At 40.0% G+C, this 26,590-nt stretch carries 24 protein-coding genes and 3 pseudogenes; 5 read left to right on the top strand and 22 right to left on the bottom strand.

Annotated elements, in window-relative coordinates; translation table 11 throughout:
• Nucleotides 1-15 precede the first annotated feature (15 nt).
• From QFZ81_RS02420 to QFZ81_RS02385, 8 genes are all read right to left on the bottom strand, one after another.
• On the bottom strand, nucleotides 16-312 hold the full coding sequence (locus tag QFZ81_RS02420) for an NUDIX hydrolase (protein ID WP_307437994.1): 297 nt from the start codon (nucleotides 310-312) through the stop codon (nucleotides 16-18).
• 54 nt (nucleotides 313-366) lie between these two features.
• Complete coding sequence (locus QFZ81_RS02415) at nucleotides 367-654, bottom strand: hypothetical protein (protein WP_307448623.1); 288 nt, start codon at nucleotides 652-654, stop codon at nucleotides 367-369.
• A gap of 100 nt (nucleotides 655-754) precedes the next feature.
• Nucleotides 755-1,468, bottom strand: a complete 714-nt coding sequence (locus tag QFZ81_RS02410; protein WP_307448625.1) for a DKNYY domain-containing protein — start codon at nucleotides 1,466-1,468, stop codon at nucleotides 755-757.
• Nucleotides 1,469-1,640: 172 nt separating this feature from the next.
• Nucleotides 1,641-2,081, bottom strand: a complete 441-nt coding sequence (locus QFZ81_RS02405) for an NUDIX hydrolase (RefSeq protein ID WP_307448627.1) — start codon at nucleotides 2,079-2,081, stop codon at nucleotides 1,641-1,643.
• Between the two features lie 167 nt (nucleotides 2,082-2,248).
• A complete protein-coding gene (locus QFZ81_RS02400; RefSeq protein ID WP_307601313.1) occupies nucleotides 2,249-2,623 on the bottom strand; it encodes a hypothetical protein in 375 nt (124 codons plus the stop codon).
• Between the two features lie 175 nt (nucleotides 2,624-2,798).
• Entirely contained in the window at nucleotides 2,799-3,878 is a 1,080-nt protein-coding gene (locus tag QFZ81_RS02395; RefSeq protein WP_307448631.1) for a Ger(x)C family spore germination protein, read from the bottom strand.
• Nucleotides 3,875-4,957, bottom strand: coding sequence for a GerAB/ArcD/ProY family transporter (locus QFZ81_RS02390; protein ID WP_307601311.1), 1,083 nt, complete (start codon nucleotides 4,955-4,957; stop codon nucleotides 3,875-3,877). The genes QFZ81_RS02395 and QFZ81_RS02390 overlap by 4 nt, the downstream gene beginning before the upstream one ends.
• An 11-nt stretch (nucleotides 4,958-4,968) precedes the next feature.
• Nucleotides 4,969-6,417, bottom strand: a complete 1,449-nt coding sequence (locus tag QFZ81_RS02385) for a spore germination protein (protein WP_307448636.1) — start codon at nucleotides 6,415-6,417, stop codon at nucleotides 4,969-4,971.
• A gap of 707 nt (nucleotides 6,418-7,124) precedes the next feature.
• Here QFZ81_RS02385 and sda point away from each other — a divergent pair.
• A complete protein-coding gene (sda, locus tag QFZ81_RS37210) occupies nucleotides 7,125-7,304 on the top strand; it encodes a sporulation histidine kinase inhibitor Sda (protein WP_373462708.1) in 180 nt (59 codons plus the stop codon).
• A gap of 189 nt (nucleotides 7,305-7,493) precedes the next feature.
• Here the strand turns inward: sda and QFZ81_RS02380 are convergent, their stop codons facing one another.
• The 3 genes and pseudogenes from QFZ81_RS02380 to QFZ81_RS02370 form a co-directional block, all read right to left on the bottom strand.
• Entirely contained in the window at nucleotides 7,494-7,580 is an 87-nt protein-coding gene (locus QFZ81_RS02380) for a hypothetical protein (protein WP_307606813.1), read from the bottom strand.
• A gap of 44 nt (nucleotides 7,581-7,624) precedes the next feature.
• On the bottom strand, nucleotides 7,625-7,804 hold the full coding sequence (locus QFZ81_RS02375; RefSeq protein WP_307448642.1) for a winged helix-turn-helix transcriptional regulator: 180 nt from the start codon (nucleotides 7,802-7,804) through the stop codon (nucleotides 7,625-7,627).
• A 21-nt stretch (nucleotides 7,805-7,825) separates the two neighbouring features.
• Nucleotides 7,826-8,706, bottom strand: a pseudogene (locus QFZ81_RS02370) (pirin family protein).
• A gap of 1,318 nt (nucleotides 8,707-10,024) precedes the next feature.
• On the opposite strand from QFZ81_RS02370, the pseudogene QFZ81_RS02365 reads away from it, so the two are divergent.
• Together QFZ81_RS02365 and QFZ81_RS02360 are read left to right on the top strand one after the other, a co-directional pair.
• Nucleotides 10,025-10,319: pseudogene (locus tag QFZ81_RS02365) on the top strand (winged helix-turn-helix transcriptional regulator).
• 307 nt (nucleotides 10,320-10,626) lie between these two features.
• The gene (locus QFZ81_RS02360) at nucleotides 10,627-11,622 is read left to right on the top strand and encodes an aldo/keto reductase (RefSeq protein WP_307448651.1); all 996 of its coding nucleotides are present in this window, start codon (nucleotides 10,627-10,629) and stop codon (nucleotides 11,620-11,622) included.
• A 19-nt stretch (nucleotides 11,623-11,641) separates the two neighbouring features.
• Here the strand turns inward: QFZ81_RS02360 and QFZ81_RS02355 are convergent, their stop codons facing one another.
• The 5 genes from QFZ81_RS02355 to QFZ81_RS02335 all read right to left on the bottom strand — a co-directional run bounded on the left by QFZ81_RS02355 (nucleotide 11,642) and on the right by QFZ81_RS02335 (nucleotide 18,646).
• Entirely contained in the window at nucleotides 11,642-12,049 is a 408-nt protein-coding gene (locus QFZ81_RS02355) for a winged helix-turn-helix transcriptional regulator (protein ID WP_307448654.1), read from the bottom strand.
• 617 nt (nucleotides 12,050-12,666) lie between these two features.
• A complete protein-coding gene (locus QFZ81_RS02350; RefSeq protein WP_307601309.1) occupies nucleotides 12,667-14,892 on the bottom strand; it encodes a DUF5703 domain-containing protein in 2,226 nt (741 codons plus the stop codon).
• Between the two features lie 275 nt (nucleotides 14,893-15,167).
• Complete coding sequence (locus QFZ81_RS02345) at nucleotides 15,168-15,563, bottom strand: nucleoside 2-deoxyribosyltransferase (protein ID WP_307448659.1); 396 nt, start codon at nucleotides 15,561-15,563, stop codon at nucleotides 15,168-15,170.
• A 148-nt stretch (nucleotides 15,564-15,711) separates the two neighbouring features.
• On the bottom strand, nucleotides 15,712-17,142 hold the full coding sequence (locus tag QFZ81_RS02340) for an eCIS core domain-containing protein (protein WP_307601307.1): 1,431 nt from the start codon (nucleotides 17,140-17,142) through the stop codon (nucleotides 15,712-15,714).
• 1,063 nt (nucleotides 17,143-18,205) lie between these two features.
• Nucleotides 18,206-18,646 (bottom strand): hypothetical protein, encoded by a 441-nt coding sequence (locus tag QFZ81_RS02335; RefSeq protein ID WP_307448979.1) that lies wholly within the window; start codon nucleotides 18,644-18,646, stop codon nucleotides 18,206-18,208.
• Between the two features lie 299 nt (nucleotides 18,647-18,945).
• Here QFZ81_RS02335 and QFZ81_RS02330 point away from each other — a divergent pair, with 299 nt between their 5' ends.
• The gene (locus QFZ81_RS02330) at nucleotides 18,946-19,230 is read left to right on the top strand and encodes a hypothetical protein (RefSeq protein WP_307448981.1); all 285 of its coding nucleotides are present in this window, start codon (nucleotides 18,946-18,948) and stop codon (nucleotides 19,228-19,230) included.
• Nucleotides 19,231-19,377: 147 nt separating this feature from the next.
• On the opposite strand, the gene QFZ81_RS02325 is transcribed toward QFZ81_RS02330, so the two are convergent.
• From QFZ81_RS02325 to QFZ81_RS37205, 3 genes and pseudogenes are all read right to left on the bottom strand, one after another.
• Nucleotides 19,378-19,821 (bottom strand): hypothetical protein, encoded by a 444-nt coding sequence (locus tag QFZ81_RS02325; protein ID WP_307448983.1) that lies wholly within the window; start codon nucleotides 19,819-19,821, stop codon nucleotides 19,378-19,380.
• Between the two features lie 222 nt (nucleotides 19,822-20,043).
• Entirely contained in the window at nucleotides 20,044-20,451 is a 408-nt protein-coding gene (locus QFZ81_RS02320) for a protein-tyrosine phosphatase family protein (RefSeq protein ID WP_307448985.1), read from the bottom strand.
• Between the two features lie 210 nt (nucleotides 20,452-20,661).
• Nucleotides 20,662-20,958, bottom strand: a pseudogene (locus tag QFZ81_RS37205) (phosphotransferase-like protein); the annotation flags it as partial.
• 74 nt (nucleotides 20,959-21,032) lie between these two features.
• On the opposite strand from QFZ81_RS37205, the gene QFZ81_RS02315 reads away from it, so the two are divergent.
• Nucleotides 21,033-21,650 carry a TVP38/TMEM64 family protein gene (locus tag QFZ81_RS02315; RefSeq protein WP_307448988.1) on the top strand — a complete coding sequence of 206 codons (618 nt, stop codon included), beginning with the start codon at nucleotides 21,033-21,035 and terminating at the stop codon, nucleotides 21,648-21,650.
• Nucleotides 21,651-22,089: 439 nt separating this feature from the next.
• On the opposite strand, the gene QFZ81_RS02310 is transcribed toward QFZ81_RS02315, so the two are convergent.
• The 3 genes from QFZ81_RS02310 to QFZ81_RS02300 form a co-directional block, all read right to left on the bottom strand.
• Nucleotides 22,090-23,724 carry a GMC oxidoreductase gene (locus QFZ81_RS02310; RefSeq protein ID WP_307448991.1) on the bottom strand — a complete coding sequence of 545 codons (1,635 nt, stop codon included), beginning with the start codon at nucleotides 23,722-23,724 and terminating at the stop codon, nucleotides 22,090-22,092.
• 600 nt (nucleotides 23,725-24,324) lie between these two features.
• Nucleotides 24,325-24,471, bottom strand: coding sequence for a beta-galactosidase (locus QFZ81_RS02305; protein WP_307448994.1), 147 nt, complete (start codon nucleotides 24,469-24,471; stop codon nucleotides 24,325-24,327).
• Nucleotides 24,472-24,511: 40 nt separating this feature from the next.
• The gene (locus QFZ81_RS02300) at nucleotides 24,512-25,951 is read right to left on the bottom strand and encodes a glycosyl hydrolase family 28 protein (RefSeq protein ID WP_307448997.1); all 1,440 of its coding nucleotides are present in this window, start codon (nucleotides 25,949-25,951) and stop codon (nucleotides 24,512-24,514) included.
• Nucleotides 25,952-26,590 lie beyond the last annotated feature (639 nt).

Here is a 26,590-nt window from a genome sequence, read left to right as displayed (position 1 = left end):
TCATAAAATGAGAACTCAGCTGTTATGTGGTAATTGTCCCAGCAACTTGACCTCGTAATACATTCCGAATTCGTGAAGTGATTCATACTCGTAGGCATTAAAATTTTCAATTATGGCGATAAGTCGATCGATGACAACTTGAAATCCTAACTCCTCCAAGAATTCACGGACGACGATTTCCTCCGTCGGCTCATTCACCTCAGCTCTTCCGCCAGGTAAGACCCAAGCGTCACCTTTCTTGTTTCTTTGAAAAAGAATTTTATCACCATTACGTAAAACCCCTGCGACTCTGATACCCGGTAGCCTCGTCATGTACTCATGGAGCTATCGTACCCGTTAGTGCAACGAGTCTTTATAAGAATTAAGTTACCCAATCCACAAAATGGTATTTTCTGTTTTAAAAGCTAAAGGTAACTTTTTAATAAGCAAATCAATCGTTGTCACCATATATACCAAATCATTTTTTAGTTCCAGAAGTGTAGATTCCAACTGTTCTTTTCTTATTTCTACTCCATTCTGAATACCATAAATTTTTAACTCCTCAATAGCTGGTTGCCAAAAATTTGTAAAGAATTCTTCGTTAGAAATTGGTATTTCAAAACCTAGTTCAAATAAATTATCCTCTTGATTCATTCTAAACATACTAACAGACATTAATTAGCCTCCAAACTCCGCTACCGTCTCCCGGTAGTTGAATGAATGATATGGTTCTCAGCAGTATCTTTCTTCAATAATTATTAATCTTACTTATTCTTTATCTTTTATCTTCCACTAATTTATATCCTGTATAAGTAAGTTTATCCGTTTTTGCTTTTCCATCTTCAGAATAAATAACACTCTCAGTAATAAACCCATACTTTTTACGATTATATTCGTGCTTATTCCGTTCATACTCTGATGATTTTTCTCTCGGGTCATTTTCTTTACCCAAGAAGCTGTCAAACGAAGACGAAGTTGAAAAACGTGCTCCCTCAATGACTTCAAATTTAGAAACATCATCTACAAAAAGTGGTAAGCTACCACAGTATGCGTCGTTTTTATCTTTTGAATAAGGATACTCCAGTACTTTAAAACTATCTGGGTTTGCATTGATTACTTTAAATATTGACCAGTCATTACTAACGTAAATATATACATTATTCTTATCTTTTGCGTAATGATATCTGCCTTTGGTGCTAATAATTTTGAAGGTTCCCGGATCAGACCCTTCTACTTTATGGTTTTTAAAAAATACACTGTTATTATCTCTTGCAAAATCACTGTACTTTAAAACCTTGAATTCATCCTTTTTTACATTGATCGGACTAACTCTTCTGCCAGCTCCCGCATCATAGGAAACATAATTCCATGTTCCATTTTCATATACAAATCCCGGTTTGAATGAGAACCATACATATAAACTTATAGTTAGGATGCAAACAATAAGGGTACAAACAACAATTCCGGTTATCGCTAACTTCTTTTTCATTAACACCACTCATTCTAATTAATTGTAAGGAAACAAAAGCCATAGACATTGATTTAATACATATTCGTTTAGGTTATCGTACTATCCTGCCCGTTACTTCAATGACAAAAGCAGACGGCCGCGGCTGTCTGCTTAATTTCACTATCGTTCCTCGTTACTTCAACAAACTGTATTAAGAATTGTGATTAATAGTTCCTCTGAGTACATATGGTGCTGATGATTTACCAATTATTGATCCCTTTAACTCACTTGGTATATTTATGTATTCTTCTGCTCTTTGAGGTTCCATCCAAGTAACTTCCTCAATTTCTTCTGGAAATGAGATATTTATTTCTCCACCAATTACATTCCCTCTAAAGGTAAAGAAAATTGTATGATGTTCCCTATCTACAAAAAACGCTTCACTTACACTGAAAATACCATTTAATTCAACCTCTAAGCCCGTTTCTTCTTTTACCTCACGAATAGCAGCTTCTTCAAGTGTTTCTCCCCGTTCTACTGCTCCACCAGGAAGTGTATAGTAGGAAGATTTCATACCCTTGTTTTTGACCATCAATACATTTTTTCCTTGTTCATCAAAGAGAAGCACGTAGGCAACATCTACTCTTTTCATTTAATAAATCCCCTTCTCGAAGAAATGTGAATTATCAACAATTCGTTACTTTATTTGAACTATCCTGCCCGTTAGCGCAACGAGGCCGCCGTTCAAAACGCGGCAGCCTCGTGGTATAGTTTATTGTGCTATCGTTATCCGTTAGTTGAACGCCGAACTAACTTCAATCACGTTTCCTTATGAATAATTTTATATAAGCCATATAACAGCATCACCAACACCACTAGCAATATTGCTTCAAACAGCAAACCTTTAAATCCAAAATAATGTTGGCTATAAACGGATACCACAACAATCGCTGTTATCGATATATTTAAAAAAGTTGTTGACATAAAAAGACTTCCTGACGTTATGATTCTGCGGATTTTACCTACTATGATAAGGGTAAACAATAGTGCCACTAAAAATATAACATCTGGGGAATTTGTCTCTAATTCATTTTTGTGAAATCTATAGCCAGTAATCGCTAAAATCAAAATTGTAATTGCAGGGATGAAAATGATGTTTATCCACCTGAATGCCTTATTCCAAAATCCATCCATAAGAACTCCCTTATAAATTTTTTATATATACATTTTCACCATATGTTATTCAATTATTCTGCCCGATAGTTGAACAGGCCGCCGATGAAGAAGCCGGCAGCCTGTTCGTCATTGTGCTATCGTTTCCGTTAGTTTAATCACATACTGGGTTATATTTCTTTATCCTGTCTACATATTACTTTCTGTCACCTTCCCCAATAAGGCTAACATCGGCATTTATTTTTATTTTTATATTCGGATACTGCTCCTCCCATATATTTTCGTCCCAATGTCTTGTTCTGCTTCGTACAAAGTTACCAAGACCCAGTGGATCGATTCCTAGTTTTTGAAATCTATGGATTAAATCCTCTACTGCATTAACAATTTCTTTACTAAATGTAGATTCTAAATGTTGTCTGTCATTATCTGTTATTTCGAAACCCGCACTTTCTAAAATGCTCCCTTTCAATTTAAGCTTAATGTCAATTTCAGGGTTTACGTTATTAAATGACGCTTTATATCGAAAACTGGATTGTTCGTTCTGTACAGAGACGTATACATCTTCCCTTAATTTCGTTTCATATGTACCGTGATTCTTTTTTTCAACAAGCAATTTAAAAAATTTTAATTCCTTATTGTTTAAGGAATCAACATACTTGTCCTTTTGAAATAAAGCTAGACCCGTTATTTTAAATTTACCCTCTTCTAATTTTACAAGCGGCAGATACGGATCGATCCCTTTACCCAACAAGGCATATTCAAAAGTATGCAAATTTGTCCTTGGTAAATGTCCTTCTTTAATATTACTATTGAATTGTTGAATCAAATAATGGCCTTTTTCCACAGAATGACTATAATTTGCCTCTAATAACTCTTTAGCTTGTCCATCTACCACTGCTAATTGCAAACGTTTAGATACTCTTGGATTTCTCAAGGCCATATCTATAGCTTTTTCAAGTCCTTCTTTAGCAAGCTGACGACTACAAAGTAGGACGGATAGCTTTCCACTTAATATAGGCGTGTTTTCCTCTTCCAGAAGTATTCCTCTTGCGTTTATAATTGTTTGACTAACGGCGGTTGCCTCAACATTTGTGATCGTGTCCTTACCTTTGTATTGAGGTTTTGAAATCGTTAGTATCATTGTCGTCTTTGGTCCTTTATCCACACCTATAACAAGAGGGATTGAAACTCGATCAATGATTGATTTATTTACACAACCTATCAGAGCAATTATAAAAATAAAAATAACAATTACAATCAGAGTAAATCGTTTCATTCAGTTTTCACCTTCTTTATCATCACAAGTAAAAACATGAAGGGAATATAAGCATAAACAATCGCCATGCCGGTATAAGACAGCAAAAGACGTGCATTGTCTATAACTTTAAGATGAGACAGTAAGGACACAAGAATAAAAAACAGAACTGCATAAATAGGAACCGTAGCAGTTAATCTGATATTGGTAATTAATTTAGTGATTCGGCTCACGGACCATAGACATAAACATAGAATAGGCAGAACGCGCAACAACTGAGAAGAGACACCCACAACTTCAAAACGTTCAATATACGGAAGCTGTACGAATTGGAATTGAGATATTGATGGCCATATTTGTTTAATTAATTGATCTTTACTGAAAAATGCTAATGAAGCTATAATTTCACTCAGGTAAAAAAAGGTAACGGCTAAATTAGCTAAATGCACCCAACGTTCAGTTTTTTGCGGCTGTTTAAACCATGGATAACAAATTAATATGACTTCCACTCCAAGGAAAATAAAGGTTGTTTCCCCTAAGCCTTTTGCTAGTTCAACTACCTTATGATCCATAATGGGTAAGAAGTTGCTAATATGAAAGTAAGGTACAAGAAATACATAAATAAAAAGTAGCAGATATTGAAATAAACTAAAGAAACAAACTCCGATAACGATTCTTAACCCGCCATAAACGGCATAGCTGGCAAGAAGAAGTAACACCAGATTAAGAATCCACGTATCCAAATCAGGAAACATCCATACCTGAACAATCTCTATAAATGTTCCAAGCACAGTACCACCGAAAAGAAGCAAATATCCGATAAGCAACAGATTCAATAAATTACCAATCCACCTCCCGAAAAAAACTTGGTTGATGGATATAATGTCTTTTTTTTCTGAATTTAATATTCGATACATCATCCAAATGACTACATGAAAAATAAGACCGTTTAATATGACAACAATCCACGCATCCTGTCCAGCTATCTTTGTAATCGCACTTTGGAATGTCAGAAAGCCTACTCCTAATTGCATACAGTGTGCTGCAAAAAAGGCCATATAAGGCGAAAGTAAGTATTTTTCACTGATGTTATTGCCCATAATTTACAACCTCATTCTTCATCTAGATCTGAACTCATTCTGGAAGGATTTTGTGTACGTAAGGAGCGTGGTCTCTTAGAAAAACTCGAAAAGGGAAGACGAACCAACGAATCATTTAAATCAGAACGTCGAAACGGGTAAATAGGTGCCAAATAAGGTGATCCCAACGTTTTCAACCTCAAAAGATGTATGAGAATGAAAGCAGAAATGATAAATATACCGAGCAATCCCAACCATTGTGCAGCTAATATCAGAGGGTAACGAAGTAAGCGAATAGTCGTGCTCATTCTGAAAATCGGCGTAGTGAAAGAGGCCAATGCAGATAATCCAACAATAATTAACAGTATATTGCTAGTGAGTGACGCTTGGACAGCTGCAGTCCCAATTACAATACCTCCCACTATTCCTATGGTTTGTCCAACTCTAGCCGGCAATCTCGCACCTGCTTCCCTCAGAAGTTCAATAGTCAATTCCATAATAATTGCTTCGATAACTGGCGGTAATGGAATTGTTGCCCTAGACGAAATCAGCGTGCTTAATAAAGTAGTAGAAACTACTTCGTAATGATAAGTGGTCACGGCTACATAAAGTGATGAAGCACCTATGGAGAAAATAATTGCAAAAATCCTTATTAGCCTAAAGAAAGATGCGATATTCCAAGGCAAATAATAATCTTCATATGCCACAAAAAACCAATTTAACGATACTGGACCGAGCAATGCATCAGGAGAACCATCCATTAAGATAGCAACCTGTCCTAATCCTAAACCTGAACATATACGATCCGGTCTTTCCGTTTCCAACAGCTGAGGGAAAATCGATTTCGTGTTTCCTTCAATCATTTGTGACAACATCGTGGTGTCAAAAAGAAAATCATAATCTATACCCTCAATTCTCTCTGTAACAGTTCTCACGTAATCCTCATTAGTTATCCCTTCCAAATAACAAACAACCACTTTTGATTTCGATAAGCTACCTACAGAGAGTTCCTTCATTTTAAGGTTTGGAACAGGCAGTCTTCTACGTATCAAATTCAAATTGACTTCTAAGGATTCTACAAGTGCTTCTTTTGGCCCAACTATACTAAATTCAATTTCAGGTTGTTGAACGGATCTACCTTTATTTTCTGCTCCATCTACTAATACAACTTGTTTATCCTTTCCTTTGAAATAAATAGCAACGTACCCTCTAAGCAATTTTTCCTCAATTATTTCCCACTCTGCTGTCATCAATTTTTCAGTAAATGGTAATAAAGCATAGAATTCGACTAACGATTGATTCCCATTAAAATTGAGGTGAGGCAAGATTGCTTCATGTAAAATAGTTGGATTAATTAAAGTTTTAAAATAGCTAATCGTAAACGGAAGAATAGATGTACTATTCTCATAAAATATAAAATCAGATGAATTCACCATTTTTTTTAGGTTATTTATATGTTCATCATTCTTTTCCAGGTTCATTGGTAGAATTTCCTTTCTTATATTTATAGGGATATTGTTCCAAAATGTGACGATATTTATCCAACAATTACTGGTTGTCTCGATTGATCTCGATTGTGAATCATCCCAGGGAAATTGAAATCCTTGAATGAACAAGAAAATTAAATTCAGAAGGTAAATATGCTAGTAAGGATTGTTTTGCCGATACACCTGTGGCTGAGGATCGCAGAGCATTCCTAGTAATACGGCTTTATTATCCGCTATCCGTAAAATAAAACAGACATTACCGGCTATAAAAATGAGACTTTGCATATACGATATGTAGGAATTGATATCGTTAAGGAATTGAACGAGCGGGATATAAACTTAGACGAATGTTTCCGGCATCAACTAAGCGGTGAAACAGTAAATTTTGCTTTATCATGCAGCGCATATACATCCAAATTGATTTTCAGTTCATTAGGATTCAACTCCGAAAAGATCTAATTAAAAAGACCCAAGGTAACTTAAAAGTAACTATCTTATTAAATAGTGCCTCCTTGAAGGAACAATCGCCCTATTCTATACTTGGTTTCATAATCCGAACGAAAAAATATTGAGTAGAAATAAAAATGAAATTTGAATATAAAGTTAACTCCGCATCACTCATACAGTAAGATACATAAAAGTGATCGTATTCGTGGATAAACAAGCAGCTAAAAGGCGATTTCAATTAGAGGTGACAAATTGTGTGGTCATTATCGGATGAAGAATTGTTAAATATTTTAAATGAGGCTACGAAACTAAAATTAGACACTAAATTTATTGAAATGATTCAATACCAAATTCATCTGCGGAAATTGAAAATCGATTATTCGTTGATTGAAGAAAATTTTAATATCAAATTAGCTAACGTTGAATTCGATTAGCTGATGATCATTAAAAAGCGGTAAGCGTCACTGCTGCTGGACATTATTTTCAAGCGATTATATGTGTACAAGACAACTACCGCGACATGAAGTCTCGGTAGTTGTCTTGTTACTATAGTTACAATCTGTCATACAGCAGGAGGGCCTATTCCACCCACTTTGGTCTAGAAGTTCTTCTTTGTTGTACTCCTAACACTTCGAAAGTAACCATCCTTGCTCCGCCCAATTTTCTACCTCTTGCAATACGTGCCCAAGTGCTTTGCCCCTGTCGGTCAATTCATTTTCAATTAGTATCAGTGTATGATTGTAAACATGCCTTTTCAATGATTCCGAATTCCAACAGTTATACGTTTTGAGAGCATGACATAGCTCAGCTCGGGTATTTCTGCAATAATCTCCATGTAATGTCTATTTCCTTCCTTCATTAAGCTTTTGATGATTAAACCCGTCCAACGTTTGCCAAGCACATCAAATGCCGCTTCAGATATGTATTTATTCATGTTTATGAGTTACATCTCCTTTTAGACCGCAGGAGGACCGAATTTACCTGCATGATAATCCCGAAAAGCCTGCTGTATTTCATCCATCGTGTTCATGACAAAGGGACCGTGCGCAACGACTTCTTCTTTAATCGGAACCCCGGAATAAATAAGCACTTTTGAGCGAGTATTTGCTTTGATTATCAGTTCGCTTGTATTTTTTTCGTCCCCGTTTTCATTGAACGTTAGCAACGCCACGCTTTTTTTATTCAATACAGTTCTGCTATCACCAAACTCAAGCTCTCCTGACAACACATACAGATAAGCATTGTGATTTTCAGGCAAAAGGTGCGTATACGCTGCACCGGGAGCAAAATTAATTTCCGCCATGGTTATGGGAACCAAGCTTTCCAATGGTCCTTTAACACCAGCAAATTCGCCGGAATAAACCTTAATAGCTCCCCCATCAAAAGGAACCCTCGGAACATCTTCAACATAGATTTCCTGATAGGTAGTTGGCGATTTCTTTAACGACTTAGGCAGGTTAAGCCATACCTGAAGAGTATGGATAATCTCGTCATCTACAGCTTCTTCGGCATGTCTGGCCGCCCAACCAGCATTCATATATTGCACGTCGCCGGCTTCCATAATGGAGTGTGCCCTCCGGCATTGTCGATGTGCTCCAATCTTCCATCCACCACGTAGGTGACAGTTTGGAAACCACGATGCGGGTGATCGGAGAACGTGCCGCGCTTAAACCAGTCTTCCGCCATCAAGATGAATGGATCCCAATCTTTCCATCGACCTGGATCCAATACCCAAGCTTGTTGAACATGCGGAAATCCTCTCTCACCGAATCGAACCATCCAATGTTCCTTGATATCCCTTTGAAAAACGGCAGTTGTTGTTTGTTCTTTCATCATTTTTCCCTCCATTTAAAAAATATTTTTTGGGGAAGTAAGGACGAGACAAATTTGATCTTGTCCAGGCCCCGTTTCTTTCTGTTATCTGATTACCGGGTGCCCTCTTTTAAGTCAAGAAGCTGCCATTCCCAGCGAAGACCTTGGCCGAAGCCGCCGCCGTATTCCTCGAACAATGTCATGACTGCCCCGGTGGTTTCCTCCCGCGCCCAATCACGTTGCAGCCCACTGACATAGGACCACGTGGTGATTGGGGTAGCTCCCGCTTGGAACATACGCTCTACAGCGAACCGCCGGAAACGTCTGTAATAAATTAGACTTCGTAACCGTCACCGATTGCAGAAAGAACCGGCACCAACAAACATACTTCTGTCCAAGCCCTGCCATAACAATCTTCTAATGACTCGATTTCTTTACCCACTCTAGGAACACTCTAGGAATCTCTCATCTTCCCATGTGTTTAAACCTGTGTGGTCGGTCGATTGGCTTTTGATTCGGGAATTCTTCCTTGAATTTCCTTGATGAGATTCTGACGTTCGGCGAATGCTGTTGTCAACAAAGTCGGCACCTTGAATATATTTGCGGCTTACGATAATGCTTTGGCGTGGTTGATCACCGTTGAAGCATAATGGGACCGGATCGTAAGCATTGCAGGTATTGATGATCGATGAGCAGAAGGGCATGATTGTTCGGGTTTAACAGTTTGGAATATGATATTGTGGTTGTCATTAGTATGTCCTTCTAATAATGTTTTGTTCTCTCCCGTGATGTTATACCTTTATTATAAATAAATAACTTTAATAAAGTAAGTAAGCACTTCAATGTGTTAGTTTCAAAAAAGAAACCGAAGGTGTTTAATGGACTTATTATGAACAATATGATTCTCTGGCCTTTATCAAGTCAACCTATACTCTGGTGCGAGCTGAAGGAGGAACAAGCGAAGTTCCGCGAAGTAACACTATCAGAGTTGAAAAAGCAGCTAAGCCGAGGGAGTATCTATCATCTTTTGTTTAAAGACTATGTATGGCTTAAATAAGGTTTGTAATAAGCACAACAAAAGACCATTCCTAATTAGAATGGCCAAACTTTCGCTATTAAGCATTGTTCCTAACCACTGTTTCCAACAGTATCTTTTTTTGATACTATTCCACATCAAAGTGGCTTCTTCATATTTTGACAATTTAGGAACATAATATATAAACGTAAAGAGACGAATGAAATATGGCAACAGAGTTCGAACTTGGGCTATATACCTTAGGTACAAATCGATCTCGGAGGATGGAATTATCGAAGATAGCACAGATATTGAAGTGGCGACGCTATGGATATGATTATCGGGAAATGGAAAATCTCCATTCTCCTGCATTTGATGCGCGGCGGCACCAAGCGGTTTAATGAATTGCGACAACTGATGCCTAGTGTCACTCAAAAAATGCTAACTTCCCACTTAAGGGAGCTTGAAGAGGAAGGGATTGTAGGACGAGTAATATACCCTCAGGTGCCTCCGAAAGTTGAATATTCCCATTACAGAATACGGGCGAAGCCTGGAGTCCATCATCAATATGATGCACGAATGGTGGGAAGCTCATATCAGAAAGAAGCAACCCATAGAGTAAAATTAGGTGCTCTTGGGTGTGACTTTCTTCGGCTACAGAAGTATTATATCACCATTATTCCAGTTCTCATGAATTGTGCCACATTAGACTTCATGCGGCATAAGTTTTTCATTTAGCGGCATCTTAATGCATGTACTTTCAAATTGATTTTCAGTTTATTAGAATTCAACCCGATAAAATCTAACTAAAAAACAAAGGTAACTTCAAAGTAACTATCTTAATAAATAGTGCCTCCTTGAAGGAATAACCACCTTATTCTATACTTTGTTTCATAACCCGAACGAAAAAATATTGAGGAGGAATACACATGCAATACAAATCATACGGTTCAGAGAATTCTTCGGTTTCCGCAATCGGTCTCGGCTTAATGGGAATGTCCGATCTTTATGGTCAGTCAGACAGAGTGGAGAGTATAGCAACTATTCACGAGGCACTCGAACAAGGAGTTACATTGTTTGATACTGGTGATTTCTATGGCTCTGGTCATAATGAGCTGCTGCTAAGCGAAGCACTGCAAGGTCAAAAGAGAGATAAAGCTTATATCTCAGTTAAGTTCGGAGCATTGCGCACTCCTGATGGAGGCTGGGGGGGATTTGATGCCCGTCCGGAATCCATTAAAAACTTTCTAGCTTATTCATTAAAAAGGCTAAATGTAGAATATATCGATCTGTATCAGCCTGCACGTGTCGATCCAAACGTGCCTATCGAAGAAGTTGTGGGTGCTATCGCAGACATGGTCAAAGCGGGATACGTTCGACATATTGGCCTCTCGGAAGCTGGTGCGGATACCATAAGACGCGCTCATGCTGTACATCCTATTACTTCACTGCAAATTGAGTATTCCTTGTTCAGCCGTGGAATTGAGGAAAAGATTCTTCCGACTTTAAGGGAGCTCGGCATATCCTTAACAGCTTACGGTGTTCTTTCACGAGGACTATTAAGCGGTACTTGGTCTAAAGAACGCAACTTAAGTCCTTACGATTTCCGCGGCTATGTTCCAAGATTTCAAGGCGAGAATCTGGATAAAAATCTGTCTCTTGTTGAAGCTTTACGTGAAATTGCCGAAGAGAAGCAAGTAACTGTTGCTCAGCTCGCCATAGCCTGGGTCCTCTCACAAGGGGAAGATATTGTTCCAATCATTGGCGCAAGGCGCCGCACATACCTCAGAGATGCCCTGGGAGCGTTAAATGTAAATTTGGCTCCTAAGGATCTGGAAGCTATACAAGCAGCCATACCTCAGGCTGCCGTATCTGGAGATCGATATTATGCTGAGGAGATGGCACATCTCGACAGCGAGAAATAAATACCCCACCGAAAAGGTCTCAGGTATTTAATCCTGAGATCTTTTCGACTTTATTTCCCTGTAGGTTCTGACTCATTATTTTTCGGTGATGTCCTCCCCAATCATACATAACATCAAATAATGAATCCAGTGTTTTACCGTATTTTGTTAATGAATATTCAACTTTGGGAGGCTTATCAGGAATAACCTTTCGCTGTAGCAAACCATCCTCTTCTAATTCACGCAGCTGTTGTGTCAACATTTTTTGAGAAATTCCAGGCAGTGCTCGACGCAACTCGTTAAATCGTTTACTCTCCTCGCTAATTTGCCATAGTAAGGATAACTTCCATTTGCCACCAATAACTCTCAGCGTTTCCATGACGTTAATATCGCATTCATCATCCAACTCATCAGTAACGACATTGCTGTTAGTAAAATCCTGATCCATATAAATGATCTCTCCCTTTAGATATGTACCATTCGTCTCTGCTAAATAAATAACTTTTTTATGGAAGCATGTTCAGTTCCTTCTCTTGCAAATCATAAAATGCCAACTTGTAATGAATTTGTTCCAAATAAACATAAGTTTGTCTCAAATTTTTTTCAACCTTTTCTTTATGCTTAAGCATCATTTGTTTACGAATAGATAAAGTGTTATTCCTTCCAAATAACAATCTACCATATTGCCTCTCATCTCCTTTAGAAGCATACCGTTAAACGCAATGCTCTACCTTTTCCCCTTTGAATTAGAGATAGCTCTTACTTTTTTTCTTCTTTTCAAAGCTTACAAACCGTTTTATCAGTCATCTTATCCAAACGAACAACTATTATACAAGGATTTTATCAACTATATTTTTGACCGATAAGACGCTTGACTTAGAGTTTACTCTATTAAATAATATGTAATCAAGCGCCAAAACGACTGGCGCTAATCTATCCAATCCAAGACAAATGTTTCGCTATAGTTATCCGTTAGTTGAACAGCCAATTATTTCCTCCTCGACCTCATTTGTCTGATGAATCAGCCGCACTTGTACCCGATGTCTCGTCCAACTTCCAATGACCTTACAAAACCTTAAATTCTGGTTGTATGACATCTACCAGACTGCTTGAAGGATCTACTTGCAATAGAGTTACAGCCCTATTTTCATAGATCCCCCTTACGGTAATATTACCTGGAGCATGTAACTTAAAATCTACATTCCACGAGGTTGGCCAGGATGGTAAAAGTCTTATTTCATTTCCGTTACTTTGCAAAATCATGGACTGCAAGGCGTTCATGCCCACACCACCATTATCCAAATCAGGCATCCAGTCATATTGTTTATTCCAAAACGAAGGGAAACTTACATCAGCCGTTTGGTTTGTTAAATGGGATATAACACCCGCCTTGGCAATGGCTGTTATTCCAAGTAAGGCAGCTTGTATGGCATCAGAACGCCAGCAGTTAAGTGCTTTAAATATACGATTGTTAAAAGATGTAATACCTGTATCTATATTCGGTTTCCCAACACCGTACACTTTATAGGGAAAAACAGCATAAAGTTCAGGGTTCTCAACGTTTTTCGTCTCTGTTGCATAGAATTCGGCTGGTTTAATAAATGTCGCTGAACCTGTTGTCCCAAGTGGAATTGGCGGCAAGTCATCCAAGCAGTTTTGCCATTCATCCCTTTGGGCTTGTGTTGTAATTGTTGTAGGTAAGGCAAGTAATTTGGACAGAATGTATCTAAGACCAGCTACCTCAGGGGTAGGATTGATAACATCATCCCAATACGTCTCCAAAGAATGAATGCCCTCGAACTTAATGATCCCATTCTCTCTCGTAAAGTGCTGATCAAAGAATTTTACTACTTGCTCAGCTATCGGAATAAGCGTATTGGATGCAAATGCTTGATCCTTCGTATAGTCGAAATATTCAAGCATCATTGCTGAAAGCTCTATGCCCCCCTGCCAATAATATTTGATATAATTATTCCTCGGCAAGTTACCCGGATTCGGTGTCGAACTACTGTTCAAAAAGTTATCATTAAGGTATAAGCCATAAAAATTGACTACTTCAGGAAAAAATGCACCTTCGTGGTTAAAATATTGTTGCGTGACGTCCTTTTGCAGATTGAGCATATTTGTATACATATTAAACAGCGGAAGCATCATATCATAATCCCCCGCTGCAAGCATTGGCCAGTACATATGTCTTGTATTCTGGAACCAGTAGCCAGGACCCCACTCCCTAAAATCTCCATTTACATTGTTGCCATCTTTAGTCATGTAATCGAAATTAACTATACCTCCGTTAAACTTAATTGGGTATTTCCCTCTGCCTTGGATGGCATCCATAAACCTTTGCAACAGGTAACCCCTTGTTACATTGGTTGCATCCTTATCGCCTGTTACAAAGATCCAACTCCTGTCCCAGAACGAATCCCACCAGTTCATATGGTTGGTACGCGCCGTTTCTATATCAGTAGCTTCAATATTGTTTATTTGGGTACTCAGCTGGCTTTCCCAAGTGGCTACTGTGTCTGTTTGGGCCGTATAGGGATAAATGGAAAGGACAAAATTAGTCCCGTTTGAACTTGAACGAAGAGTTGTGTTACTGATGGGAACCATATTGCTGCCTTTCAGAATAGCCCCAAATGTCAAGTTCATATAGGGGTCGGGGTATGTACTTTCATAACCGCTTAAGTTCTGAGCATCAAGAGTGGTTTGGTAAGGTGAACTGCTGTTCCTGTGATACCATAGCAATTCATTAGTTCTTGATAAAACCTGATCAGCGCTTTCCGAAGGTGTTGGTTGACCAGAATAAGCTATTCCGTAATAACTATGTTTCGTTTCAGGGGTCGAACTAATAACAGTATCGCGCCATATCTCTGTAGTGACATCCATCTGGAAAGGCTGTTGACCTGATGCCTCAACTCTGATAACAGCCTGGTTTGCATCCACCCAAACCCTGAGAGTAACCTGTTGGCCTGCCGGACCGGCGGTAATAAGGATCTCTCCTTGACGTAGTTTCAAGATCTGCGAGAAAGCATTACCTATAGCGAAGGGGTTAGGCGTAATTTCAACACGCACCCTGCCTAATTTTAATAGTCTGGACGCCTCGCTCCATGTGTCTGTTTTAGATATATAGAACAAGAGATCCCCATTACATTCCGTCCATACATTCAAGGCAATATCTCCATTTCCAATAGGCATTGAACCGGCTGAGCCTATTGTGCTTGGTTTAGTATAGGCAACATTGTAGCTATCCAGTTTTGCCTGAATGTCGGTATTAATCTTGGTTTTTAACATATTTTCCTCCCAATGGTGATAATGGAATATAAGAAGGAGCCATTGCTAACTCACATGTTATGCAATGCCCCCTTTCATGAATTGACTTTGATTTGTTGTTTTCTTAAATTTTACTAAACAGGTGTATGCATGAATAGGGAGTCAGAATAAAGATACGTCTCTTAAATTGCTTAACTCGACAAATGAAAGATACTAAATGCAATTTAAGTCACATAAATAAACTTGTTTATCATTATATTTAATCGGTCGTAAGTTCCGCTAATCTGCCCTTTAGTTTAATGATGCTGGTATTCAAGGCAGACAGAGTTTATCAAATCCCCTAACGAGCCAATCCGCTGTTCAACTGAATCAACATGATAAAACGTACATGTGTTTCCGATATCATTCAGTTCATTTGTTGAGGAGTATAAATAAATTTTCTTTCCAGCCCCCAGAGCAATTCCTAACTCAACATGACTCCCTTTTCCAGCTGGAAACATGACAATTACAACATCTGCATTCAAAACCCCTGCTACTTCTTCTTGACCTATGTTACGTAGTTTTGTTATGGAGTCTATGTTTGAATGAGTTGTCCAGTCGTAAGTATGTTGAAAACCACGGGCACTCAAACTCTCCGAGACTTGCCGTACATTTTCTATATTTTTGAGACTAGACGCTATGTAAAATTTCATATAATTCCCCCTGTTTCAACCTTCTAATCATTGCAGTTTTATATTAACACATATTGGAAGTATCCTGCCCGTTAGCTGAACAGTAATGCTCTTGATGGCTCTTTCGGGAATGAGATCAAGTTCTTGTCCCCCGACATGTATTATTATCTTATGTTATTATCAGAGTACCCGTATCGTCTGCACCTGAAGGCGGGTTAGCGCCGGCATTAAATTGTTTAATAATTTCATTTTTTAAATTACTCAAATGCGACCACTGATTGATCTCTAGTCCATTTTTGCCTCCTTCTTGGATATGCATGGAGGTTATTTTACCGGCTGTTTGACCATGCTCTGATTTTCGAAACCAGTGTGCATGAATTTCAATTTCGACTCCTTCAATATCGGCCTTCAAGAAGGCTGTTCTTGGCTGTGCTCCTTGATATTTTCCACCGGCATAGTGTACATCAGGTTGAAATACTTCCCATTCAATATCGTCTTCCGCATCTACAGTAGCAGCCAGACGAGTTCCTAGAAGATGAGAAGCTGGACTGTTATTTTTAATTTGCATATTATTGGCATAATTTAAATAAATATCGTTGTTCCCCCAAGATGCGGCGATAGCTACACGATCTGCCGCATCTTGGGAGTTAGCTGTTAACGTTCGCATCAATGCGCTAGCACTAAAAGAACCATTCCCAGCTTTTAAAACGTCTGCGATAATTTTTCGGCTTGGATTACTTGTGAGTCTTGTAAGAAGCGTGACCCACTCATAAGCTGTTGCGTCTTCCGGCATATTATTAACTGCTCTATCTATATCAGGAATATCAGCCACTGATTTATAGATCTTAGGCAATTCCGCGTTTACGGCATCTTCATCTTCCGTTCCATCACGTAATTTTTGTGCTATCTCTAAATTTGTTGGATCCTCAGGCACCGTCCCATCAAGTGCATAATCCACTTCATCAGGGGAGTATGCGTAATCATCATCAACCTCTATCCAATCGTCACCTTGTTGTTTAAATGATTCTGTAATCGTACCGGATTCATCGTACACGATGGCTGTCTTTCCATTGTCTGTTAATTTAACAATACTGCCACCGTTTAATTTATTGTACAGCTCAACATAGTCTGCTTGGAAAACTTCCCATGTCATTTCCTCCGCGCCTTTAAAAGCTTGAACGGTTTCTTGATCATAATCAATAGTGTGGTATGCGATTCGCTGTACGACGGGCATGAACTTACCTTGAGCCACTGTCATTGAGGCTTCTACGTTCTTGGATTCTTCGGGCATTTCAGGCGAAGGTCCTATATACATGGATGCCTTGCTACCCATTACATCCGCTTCCTGCTCCAAAGATGGATCATCATTTATGTTAGCCGCACTCATTGTAGGCTGCACTCTACCTTGTTTTTGCTGTACTACATGCCAACCTTCATGCGGTAAATGTTCTTCTTGACTAGGCCCGATATGAATCTGATTTCCCTCTGCATAAGCTGCAGCCTGTAGTTTCGCAGGCTTGTCTGAATTGTAATGAACCTTTACATCCGATAAATCAGTGCCTGATAAATGCTCTAGCCCTGATTTAAGATGGCTGGGCATCCCCGTACGATTCTCTTTTCTTTGGATCGGTGATTTAGTGGGGACATCCACTTTTGAATTGTTCGCGTATTTTGGAGGTCTTAGTGGTTGCATTTGAGAACGCATGAATTGAGCAACCGCTCTATTTCCTATGGTTCTTTGCAAATGTAAAATGTGGGATTGAGAAAATTGAACGGAAGGCTCAACAGGAACACTTTTCGTATCTGCAGTATTATTAATATTTGAAGTATGATCTGATTGCTTCGAAGTATTGCTGCTTTTAGAAAGTGAGTATGAATGCACGGGAAATCGCCACCATCTTTAAATTAGTTTTAGTTATGCAATATTATCTTTCCAAACTTTTTATTATAGTTCTTCTCTTTCAGATAGAATGTTGAATTTGATGTCATTCGTTATTGCGGTTTCGTCATAAATAGTTTCATCCATATTTATTTGAACACCTCATGCCATATAGTGAACTTATAAATTAATAATACCATTATTTGGAACCATTATGTTTTAGATCAATGAAATTGGGCAATAAAAAAAGCACTGGTTAGGGTGCTTACTTGAACGATTCGATCCAAGGATACTTGTTCTTGTCATTTTACGCTCCTCCACTCCTACCAGGGAAAAGAATTTCATAAACCTAGCTACGCCGGTTGAGTTGAATATGTAGTTCTCAGAGGGGATATAGCATTAGTAGTAGTTGCATATCATAATTGAATATTTCAAAAAAAGCCCCCGTTTTCAGAGTCCACTGCAAAAGCCTGACTGTTGTATATTTCCACTATACTGCCCGTTAGCGGAATAGGCCACCGAAATTTATCACCGGCAGCCTGCTAGATCTTGTTATGAAGCTATCGTTCCTCGTTAGCCTAACAAATCCCAGTTCTCAATCTTTCACAACAACTTATTGGTTCGACAAAAGCATCACCCACTAACATATTCGGCGGATCGTTTGAATTGCTCGTCATTTGGACTCACGGCTATATAAAGGTCATATTGATCCAATACTTGGATAGCGAACACTCCCACCGCATATCCCAAAGAACGTATTCTTGCAGATTATCTTTTATTGCTTTTATTTGCTTTTTAATTCAATGGTTTCGGTAATATCATCCACAACAACAGTAGCTTTAATTATTTCGTCTTTTATTTCAATCGCACCGTTTCCCGGAGCATTTTTAAGGATTAGAACCTTCTCTTTAGGAGGAGAATCTTGTGACTGCTTTGTACCACGGGAACTTGACTGAAATCCATATTCAAAGTGTTTTATTGAAGCCAATTCAGCTAACGATCCTTTATAGGTTAAAGTGAACTTACTCTGTGATTGGTTCTCATAACTTGTTTTATGGTTGGTATCTTCTGTAAACACCCCTTTTCCGGTCACCTGGTATTCTGCTGACCAATTCTTACTTTCTCCAACATAAATATAATTATGATTAACTACTTTTTTGTTTGAACAGCCATTAAAAAACAGTGTTGAGATAAGACAGATAAAAACTATTGACGTAAGTTTCAAATAAATTCCTCCATTTCATATTTGATAAAATCATAATCGATTATTGATTTCAATAATGTATTATCCATATCAAAAACAATGCCTTTGAATTTAGCTTTCATCGTATCCTCCCACAGTTTTTATGATCGACCTGATCACTAATATCCATTTATTAGTGTATTCGTGACACGCACAAAATTCCCTTTAGGTTGTTCTTCGATAATCTAAGCTATTGCACTAATGTTATCCGTTAGCTTAATCCTCAGTGATTTGATAAGAAAATTACATTGTAAGACCCAACGACAATTTTTGGAGGTAGCATGAAACAGTTCACTCCAGATAAAGTACCTGCAGATATGTTCACTACATCAAAGTTAAAGAAAATGGGGCTTACCCCCATTTCAGAGTACTCTGCGTATATTACTTATCCCCCAAGTAAAAGACGCTACAAGTTATACAAGCTTGAGAACGTACGTCCAATTGATAAGAATGCAGGATATTCATTACTCGTCAAAGTTAGTAAATATTCAAGCGGAGAAATTTTAAGCCCACAAGAAATGGAAAAGAAGCTAAGAGAAATAAGTAATCGCTTTAAACCTATATGATTCAAGTAAAACGAGGTTGCAGTTTATCTGAAACCTCGTTTTACCACATGTTCAACTATCGTTTTCCGTTAACTAAACGAAAATCTCGACTTATGATAGGGAAACTGAAGTAACATTGCCCTGCAGTGATTGCATTATACGATGGATTTAGACTTCCTTGATTAGCTTCCATAACTTTTTTGAATATACTAACCAAACCTTGTAATCACTTATTTCTTCCCTAAAATCGTAAACTTTGTCCATATCCGTGAAATGGCCAATAGCGGCTATCGGTATCTTTAATTCAATTGAATTTTTTATAGTTTTTGATAAATCAATGAATAATCCATCTCTGGTGGATTCTAAAAGCACTGATGAAATTTCCTTTGGGATATTCTCAAGTTTCCTTCCTGTTAACTTTTGAAGTTTCAAAATAATAACTTTAGATAAAAGCATTTCATAATCATGTAGGTCTGTAACATAGAGCTTGTTAAACCAACCATCATCATGTGCAAAATAGGCAAATCTCTCCTTTGGCACATTATGTAATGGCCTAGCAAGATGACTAAAAAATAATAATTCTGCAATTTGAATGTTGCTTAATGCATCCAATTCCTCCTCGTTAGAGAAATCTACCCAACAAAAATCTCCATAGCCATAAACATAATCCTCTATCAGTTGCTTACATATATCAAATCCCTAATTATCTTTTTTTTCTTCATGAGATATGCACCTCAAAATGAACGATTAGTTTTATGTATTTTATAACCTATATTACTACCCTTCAGGCCGGCTACCTTCATATGTCTATATTGCGCTCTCGTTACCGTTAGCTTAACTGAAATGCTTTTTTAGAACAGCTAATTTCGCAAATCTCCTGTCGTAATTTTGTCGTTCCAGAAGGTTATTTAACCAAAATAATGCTCTTTGTTTTTCCCCGTTTTCAAGAAATGTTTCAATGATTCTTTTAAAATTATTGTTATATTTGAATTGCTCATCTGATACTAATTCCAGTGATTGTTGGTAAAAATTTGACGCTTGATTAAATTCGTTCATTTTCGAATACAAAATTCCCAAATAAATCAAACCACTCGCCTTTTCTTTTTTAGAAAATGGTTGATTTATTGCATCCTTCATTGTTTCAATTGCTTTTTTCGTAAGAAAGAGTGATTCATAAAAAGATGCCCTATCAACATAATGCACATATTTTTTCAAAGGTCTTATCAACGAAAATATGCCCATTTATTAACCCGTCCCCATATTAAATTCTCCCGTAATTATGTTTATGTTTCCCAGATCCTTTCTCAACTAACCTGCCCGTTAGCCATCCATGCATCTCATGCACTGCACCACAGTGCATGAAAGTTGCATGAAAGTTAATCAGTTCTTTCATGGTAGTTGAGCGATGCCATCTGTCTACTACTTTATTATTTCAGTCAACAACATTATTATCTAGTCTAAAACTTTATTATTTGCGGACACCATCGAGGTTTTAACCAGAAATGGCCCACACATTGTCATTATCCTCCGTTTATGCGATTCCGAGATATTTTTGAGAGCCCTGGGTTGGTTGTTTATAATATATTCTTTAATAATATTTGCACATTCGACGCTTGTGTTTTTATTCGTACAGACTTCCAAGTCGTATCTACTATGTTTATGTACAATTTCAAACTGTGCTTTGGCTAAGCATATAGGTCTATCTCTTCGCTCGAGCTCGTCAAGCGGACAATGTACACCAATGAAGAATGTTTGTGTGTTACACTAAGTATGATCAACACGGCCAGAAGAAAGAACTCAGACCAAGGGAGACACCCTACCAAATGAAGAAATGGTACACCATCTGCATGTATCTCGTGCTCATACTCATTGTCTATGTATTCAAGGATGAAATTTTGCATTGGATGCAGTATGGGGATGCGCCCGTTCTGCTTATTTTTGCGGCTGCGCTCGGTTTTATTATTGTACCGGTCATCCCCTACAAAATAGTTATCGGCATGCTCGGGTTTATGTACGGTCCATTGCTGGGCGCTTTGATCAGTTGGACTGCTGCTTCCGTCGCGTCAGTCATTGTTTTTTGGCTGGCACGCTACTTGTTTCAAAAGCAGGGCCGTGCTTACTTGTCCAAGTACGAGAAGCTGGAAAAGCTCCAAGCCGCGATTGAAAAAAATCCGTTCCTGACTATTTTATTGGCTCGACTGATCCCGGTTATCCCTCAGTCTGTCGTTAATGTCATTCCTGCCATTACTTCCATTCCGGTCGTTACATTCGCCGTTGCGTCCGCATTGGGCAAAATTCCTGCTATGCTCCTGTTTGCGTTCATCGGCAGCAATCTGTTTGCTGGCACCAGCAAACTCGTTTTGTCCGTCGGCGTGTATGTCCTTTTTTTGGCGTCCGTCTACGTCGTTTACCGCGTCTGGCTCAAGAAGCGATGGCTTTAAGCAGCTATGCTTCGGGCATTTACTGATAAAAAAATCACGGCCGCCTGACGTTGATCCAAGAAAAGCTCAGTAACATTCCCGATAAGAGGTTTTTTAAAGTGTCTGCCGTTATCCACCAGAAGCTGATCATTTCTTCATCGCTGCCGCGGCGGTTTGTTTTCTGGTCTTTGCACTATCGTATCCGTTAGTTTAGTGAGCAGATCTCTTTCTTAGGGTTATTCTGAACCTGATTAATGACTGAACCAATGAAGGAATCAACGATGCAGTGTGGTGTTTCCGAGGTCGATTTTAATTGTGGAACAAATAACGTACCGATGAAGAAATTGTGTTCTGGTAATTCAATTATTCTTGGGCTTCCCATGGTATCTGCTCCAACTATTTTTAATCCGGCTTCATGAATGGTAATTCGCCCCATTGAAGGGGCGACAGCAGGAATTATTCACGCTCTCGTAACGATTTGGTCTGCCGTACGAATAGCAAGCGCAACTGTTGTCAACGTTGGATTTCCGGACCCAATGAATGGCAAAACGCTGTTGTCGGCCACATATAGTCCGGAAATGCCGTGAACTTGACCGTACCGATTCGTGACCGAGGTCGAAGGATCATCACCCATACGGCACGTACCCGAAGTGTGATGCAAATCTCCGGTAGGTACAAGGCAGATTTCACCCAAGGTGATATCGGCCACGGAAGAAATATGCTTTACAGACTCTACCATCTTTTGAATTTCGACTCGTTCCGCTTCACTAAATGAAAAGTGTACTTCTATTTCCGGTACTCCGTATTCATCTTTTCTATTTGGGTTGAGAGTGACCCTATTTTCATACCGAGGATCAATCTTCCCAAAACATTGGATAAGAATGTCCAGCTCCTCCAAAAACGGTTTTGCTTCAGACGATGGATACCAATCATAACCGCTCGGTCCTACCAGACGGATCTGGTAGGGCTTTTCCGGCGTTGCAGTGATTAAAATGGCGAGAGTCCCCGGAATGTCCGTGAAATCTCTGCGGCTTACTTTTCCGGGAGCCAGCATAAAAACTTGATTTGTCATATAGCGGCCAACCGCTTCCCCCTGGATGCCCGATTGAAGCAGCAAACGCGGGGTTTCATACGTACTTGCCGACAATACGATCGTTTTTGCTTTAAGAATATAAGAACTCATATCCGGAGACATGACCTTAACGCCTACTGCTTTCCCCTGATCGACCAGTACTTGAACGGCTCGGGCGTTTATAGCCAAATCGAAAGGTCTGAAAAATGAAGCTTTGGCAATGAGAGAAAAAGAACTAAAAAAAACATCCGCATGAACTTCCCCAAACTTTGTCGGATGAATATCGGCGGCTATCGGCATGTATCTCGATTCGGAAAAACCGCCTTTCTGCAGACGATCCAGCAATATCTCCGTTAACGTAGACCCTCTGGCATATTCGTCGTTGACATTCATGACCCGCTCGGCAATGTCATAATAGGTATCCATTTCGGGAATCGGGATCGGCCAATCCGGAAGCAGAGACAAAACCAAGCGTGAAGCGACTAGGTCCCAGAACACGGTCCTTCCCCCAAGGCAAATGACCTCTCTTGCCCCTATAAACTCCGGATAGGAGCCTTGCAATGGTTTTGATAAGTACCGGTAATATTGTTCAAGGCGTGTACGATTCATCATTGGAAGGTTCCGGCCATGCGTTGGCATGACAATGTTTCCTCTTTCGATAATGCCAATCCGTTTACCGTTGTTCCGCCACTGTTCGCACAGTCTCCAGAGCATGGTTCCTCCTCCGGCACCTGTACCAACTATCAGAACATCGTATTCGTTTTCCGCCATGGTTTCCAAGGAAGTCAGAGGAATCCAATTTTCGATATATTCTGGTGGTATGTGACAAGTCGGAGGAATAGCAACTTGCCTCATGTCCGATTCGGTGAAGAAAGGAAGATTTACCAGTTTACCAGCGATGTTCTGATCAGGGCTTTCGATGGATGGATTAAGTGTTATGAGTTCATCAATCGATACACGCTTTGTATCCGCGATGATTCGAAGTGTATCGTTGTTTCGAGCAACCCATATTTTCAATGCCATGACTCCTTTTTCACTCCTTTACATCTTAATCCTACGCCTAATTTAGTTTATGTAAGGGATACTGGGAATAAGTCTATGCCAAAAATAATAAGCGTTCATCCAATAGAATGAACGCCTACTTACTTAAAGACTTTATTGTCTACTTCAAACATTATTGTTCACTTCAAGACTTTTTTGTTTACTTCAAAACTTTATTTGTCACTTCAAAACTTATTTGTAAACCAATAAGGGGTTGTTGGGTGACAATTAAGTTTTGAAGTGGTGTTTTCGAGTGAAAAACCTGAATTACAAATAAGTTTTGAAGTACTTTTTACATACATGTATCTATAGGTCTCATTCAACTAATGTGTCCTGTTAGAGTAATAACATGTTTGCATATCTCCTAAAATCTACTCCATCGAGATTAAAAAAACAAAGCTCATAAGACTCGTATCGGCCAACATCTACGTTGAAAATTTTTTCCCCCTCGGGGAGAAGTCTTTTAAAAGAGTTTACACAAAAGATTTGACAGACCCCCCTAAAAAAATAAAACCGCGCTGAGCGCGGGTATCTAACGATATATGTTCTTGTCTAAAACTTTCAACTAATAAAAGGTGTATTTCAACAGTAAAACTCCCCCATACGCACAATGGTAAAGCCGATTTCCCGCATCCGCTTGTAATCATCGGCCCACATCTGCTCCGGCCAATGCTTGGGGTAGTAGCACAAGCCCAGATCAAATTTCTCTCCCGGAATGGTTTTGTCCACGGTTCACTTCGTCACCTTATCGTTTGGTATGATATTTGAATTATTCAAAACGGATGTTGCCAGCAAACGGAAGCACCCGGATGTTGCCCGATTCGGCGTCCGTCACCGGCTTCCCGTTGATTGTGACATTCTTGAATACGATATGCTCGACTGTCCTGTCCGCATCGTATCCGCCGATCCGCGACGGATTGGAGCAGTCCCCGGCGCAGGAAATATTCTCGTAGTGGATATGTTCGATCCGTTTGCCCGGCACTGGATTGTACTTCGGGTTGAAGAGCACGCGGATATCGAACAGCTGTCCGAGCTCGAACGGTTCAACCCGGATGTTCCGGTAGGTCACATTTCTAACCGTATTGTTATCGCCGGCATTAATCGACATACAGCCCCGATAGTCGGGCTGCGGCTCATGATGCTCGAGCACATCGATATTTTCGAACATGATGTTCTCAATGACGTCCCCCTTATGGTGATTGCCGTGCCCGCCGATATTCATCGGATGAGCCACGTCAGCCCATAAGACGGAATTGCGGACGACAACATTCCGCGTGTCTCCCTGATAATCCCAACGGCTGGCGTAAACCGCGATGCAATCGTCGGAATTGCGCATAAATACGTCCTCGATCTCGATATCCGAGCTGGCCATCATATCGATCCCGTCCGACCACCCTTTCGTACTGAACGCTTTAAAGTTCGCAATCCGGATCTGCTCGGACTTGCCGATATAGATGCTGTAATGCGGAGGATCGATAAGTGCAATTCCCTCGACGCGAATCCGCTTGGAGAAGATGATACGCACCCCGCGGAAAGCGGAAAAACGCCCGAATTCAGTCAAGTAAAGAACGCCTCTACCGCGGACAGTGACATCGCTGACGGAGTCGCAGACCATAGAGCCCGCGACCGCCGCTCCGCCGGCTATGTAAACCGTTTTCCGCGACGGGATGCGCAAAATCACTTCCTCCAAATGATGCATGCCCGGCCCGAAATAGAGCGTATGCGTCTCGCAGCCGTCTGTTCCCGCAGCCGTCAGCAGCGCAAGAAGGTCCTCGGTCCGGTGGATGCCCGGCTTGATGAAAGCGACGCCCGGCTCGTCAGGGGACGGCGCATCCTGCTCGAGCGGATTGGCAAACAGATGCAAATTATGGAACCTGTCACCGTTCACTTCCACCGACAGCTTTTGCGGGCCGTCAATGGTAAAGGTGATCGTGTTGCCGTTAAGCGTGTAAGAAACACCGCGCGACAACGGACGAATCACGCAGTCGTTTACTGTCCTCTCGTTCTTCGTAACCTCAATCTCAGTCGTGCCCGAGCAATCGAACATCGCCATGGAGGCATGCCGGACCTGATGCATGTCGACTTTGACATCATAGACGAAGAGCTGTTCCCATTCGCCGCCCGCCGGTCTTGCCCTGACCGTGAAATCGTGATTTTCCGCTAACCCCGAGGGGCCCGGATACGTAATTAGCTTTGTTTCCTTTGACATGTTGGTACCTCCAACTGAGTTCATTTTGATGTATGGCGACAATGCCCACGCGATCCGCAATCATGATTATTGGATTTTCACGTCGAAAGTCGGCTCGGATGGCGCTTATTATATTTTTTAGGTTCCCTTATTGGGGGCCTTTTTTATATGACAGCATATGGTCCAGCAGAGAAGCCACTCATCCCCAATCGGAAATGAGCGGCTTAAGCTCAATCAATTATCTTAGTTTAATGTTACGATCTTCCACTGCTGGTTGGTGCTGTTGCTGTCGTTGAAAGAAGCGGCCTGACGACCGTTTCCGTAACCTTTAGTCTAACGACAAAACCTTCACACCGTAAGGAGCGAGGTTCAGTTCCCCCTCAGTAAGTCGTTCGCTTTCCAGCATGTCTTCGGTATCCCTCAGTATACGGACTTTGACCGGTTGTCGGAGTAGTTCAATAAAAAGGCGAAGCGACGATGTTGTTTCTCTCGGATGGCAGCCTCCACCTCAGGAAACAGTTCCGCCCACCCTGCTGCTTTGATTGTAGTGGCATCTCTTTCCATGATTGTACTACTCTGTTGTCACGGAAGCCGAAGCTTTCAAACAGCTTTTTGGCAGAAGTTATTGGTCCCATAAGGGATCCAGCAATAACGTGCAGG

The organism is Paenibacillus sp. V4I9, assembly GCF_030817295.1.
Lineage (GTDB): Bacteria > Bacillota > Bacilli > Paenibacillales > NBRC-103111 > Paenibacillus_E.
The sequence above is the reverse complement of the archived record's forward strand: the minus strand, read 5'-3'. Positions and strand labels throughout refer to the sequence as shown.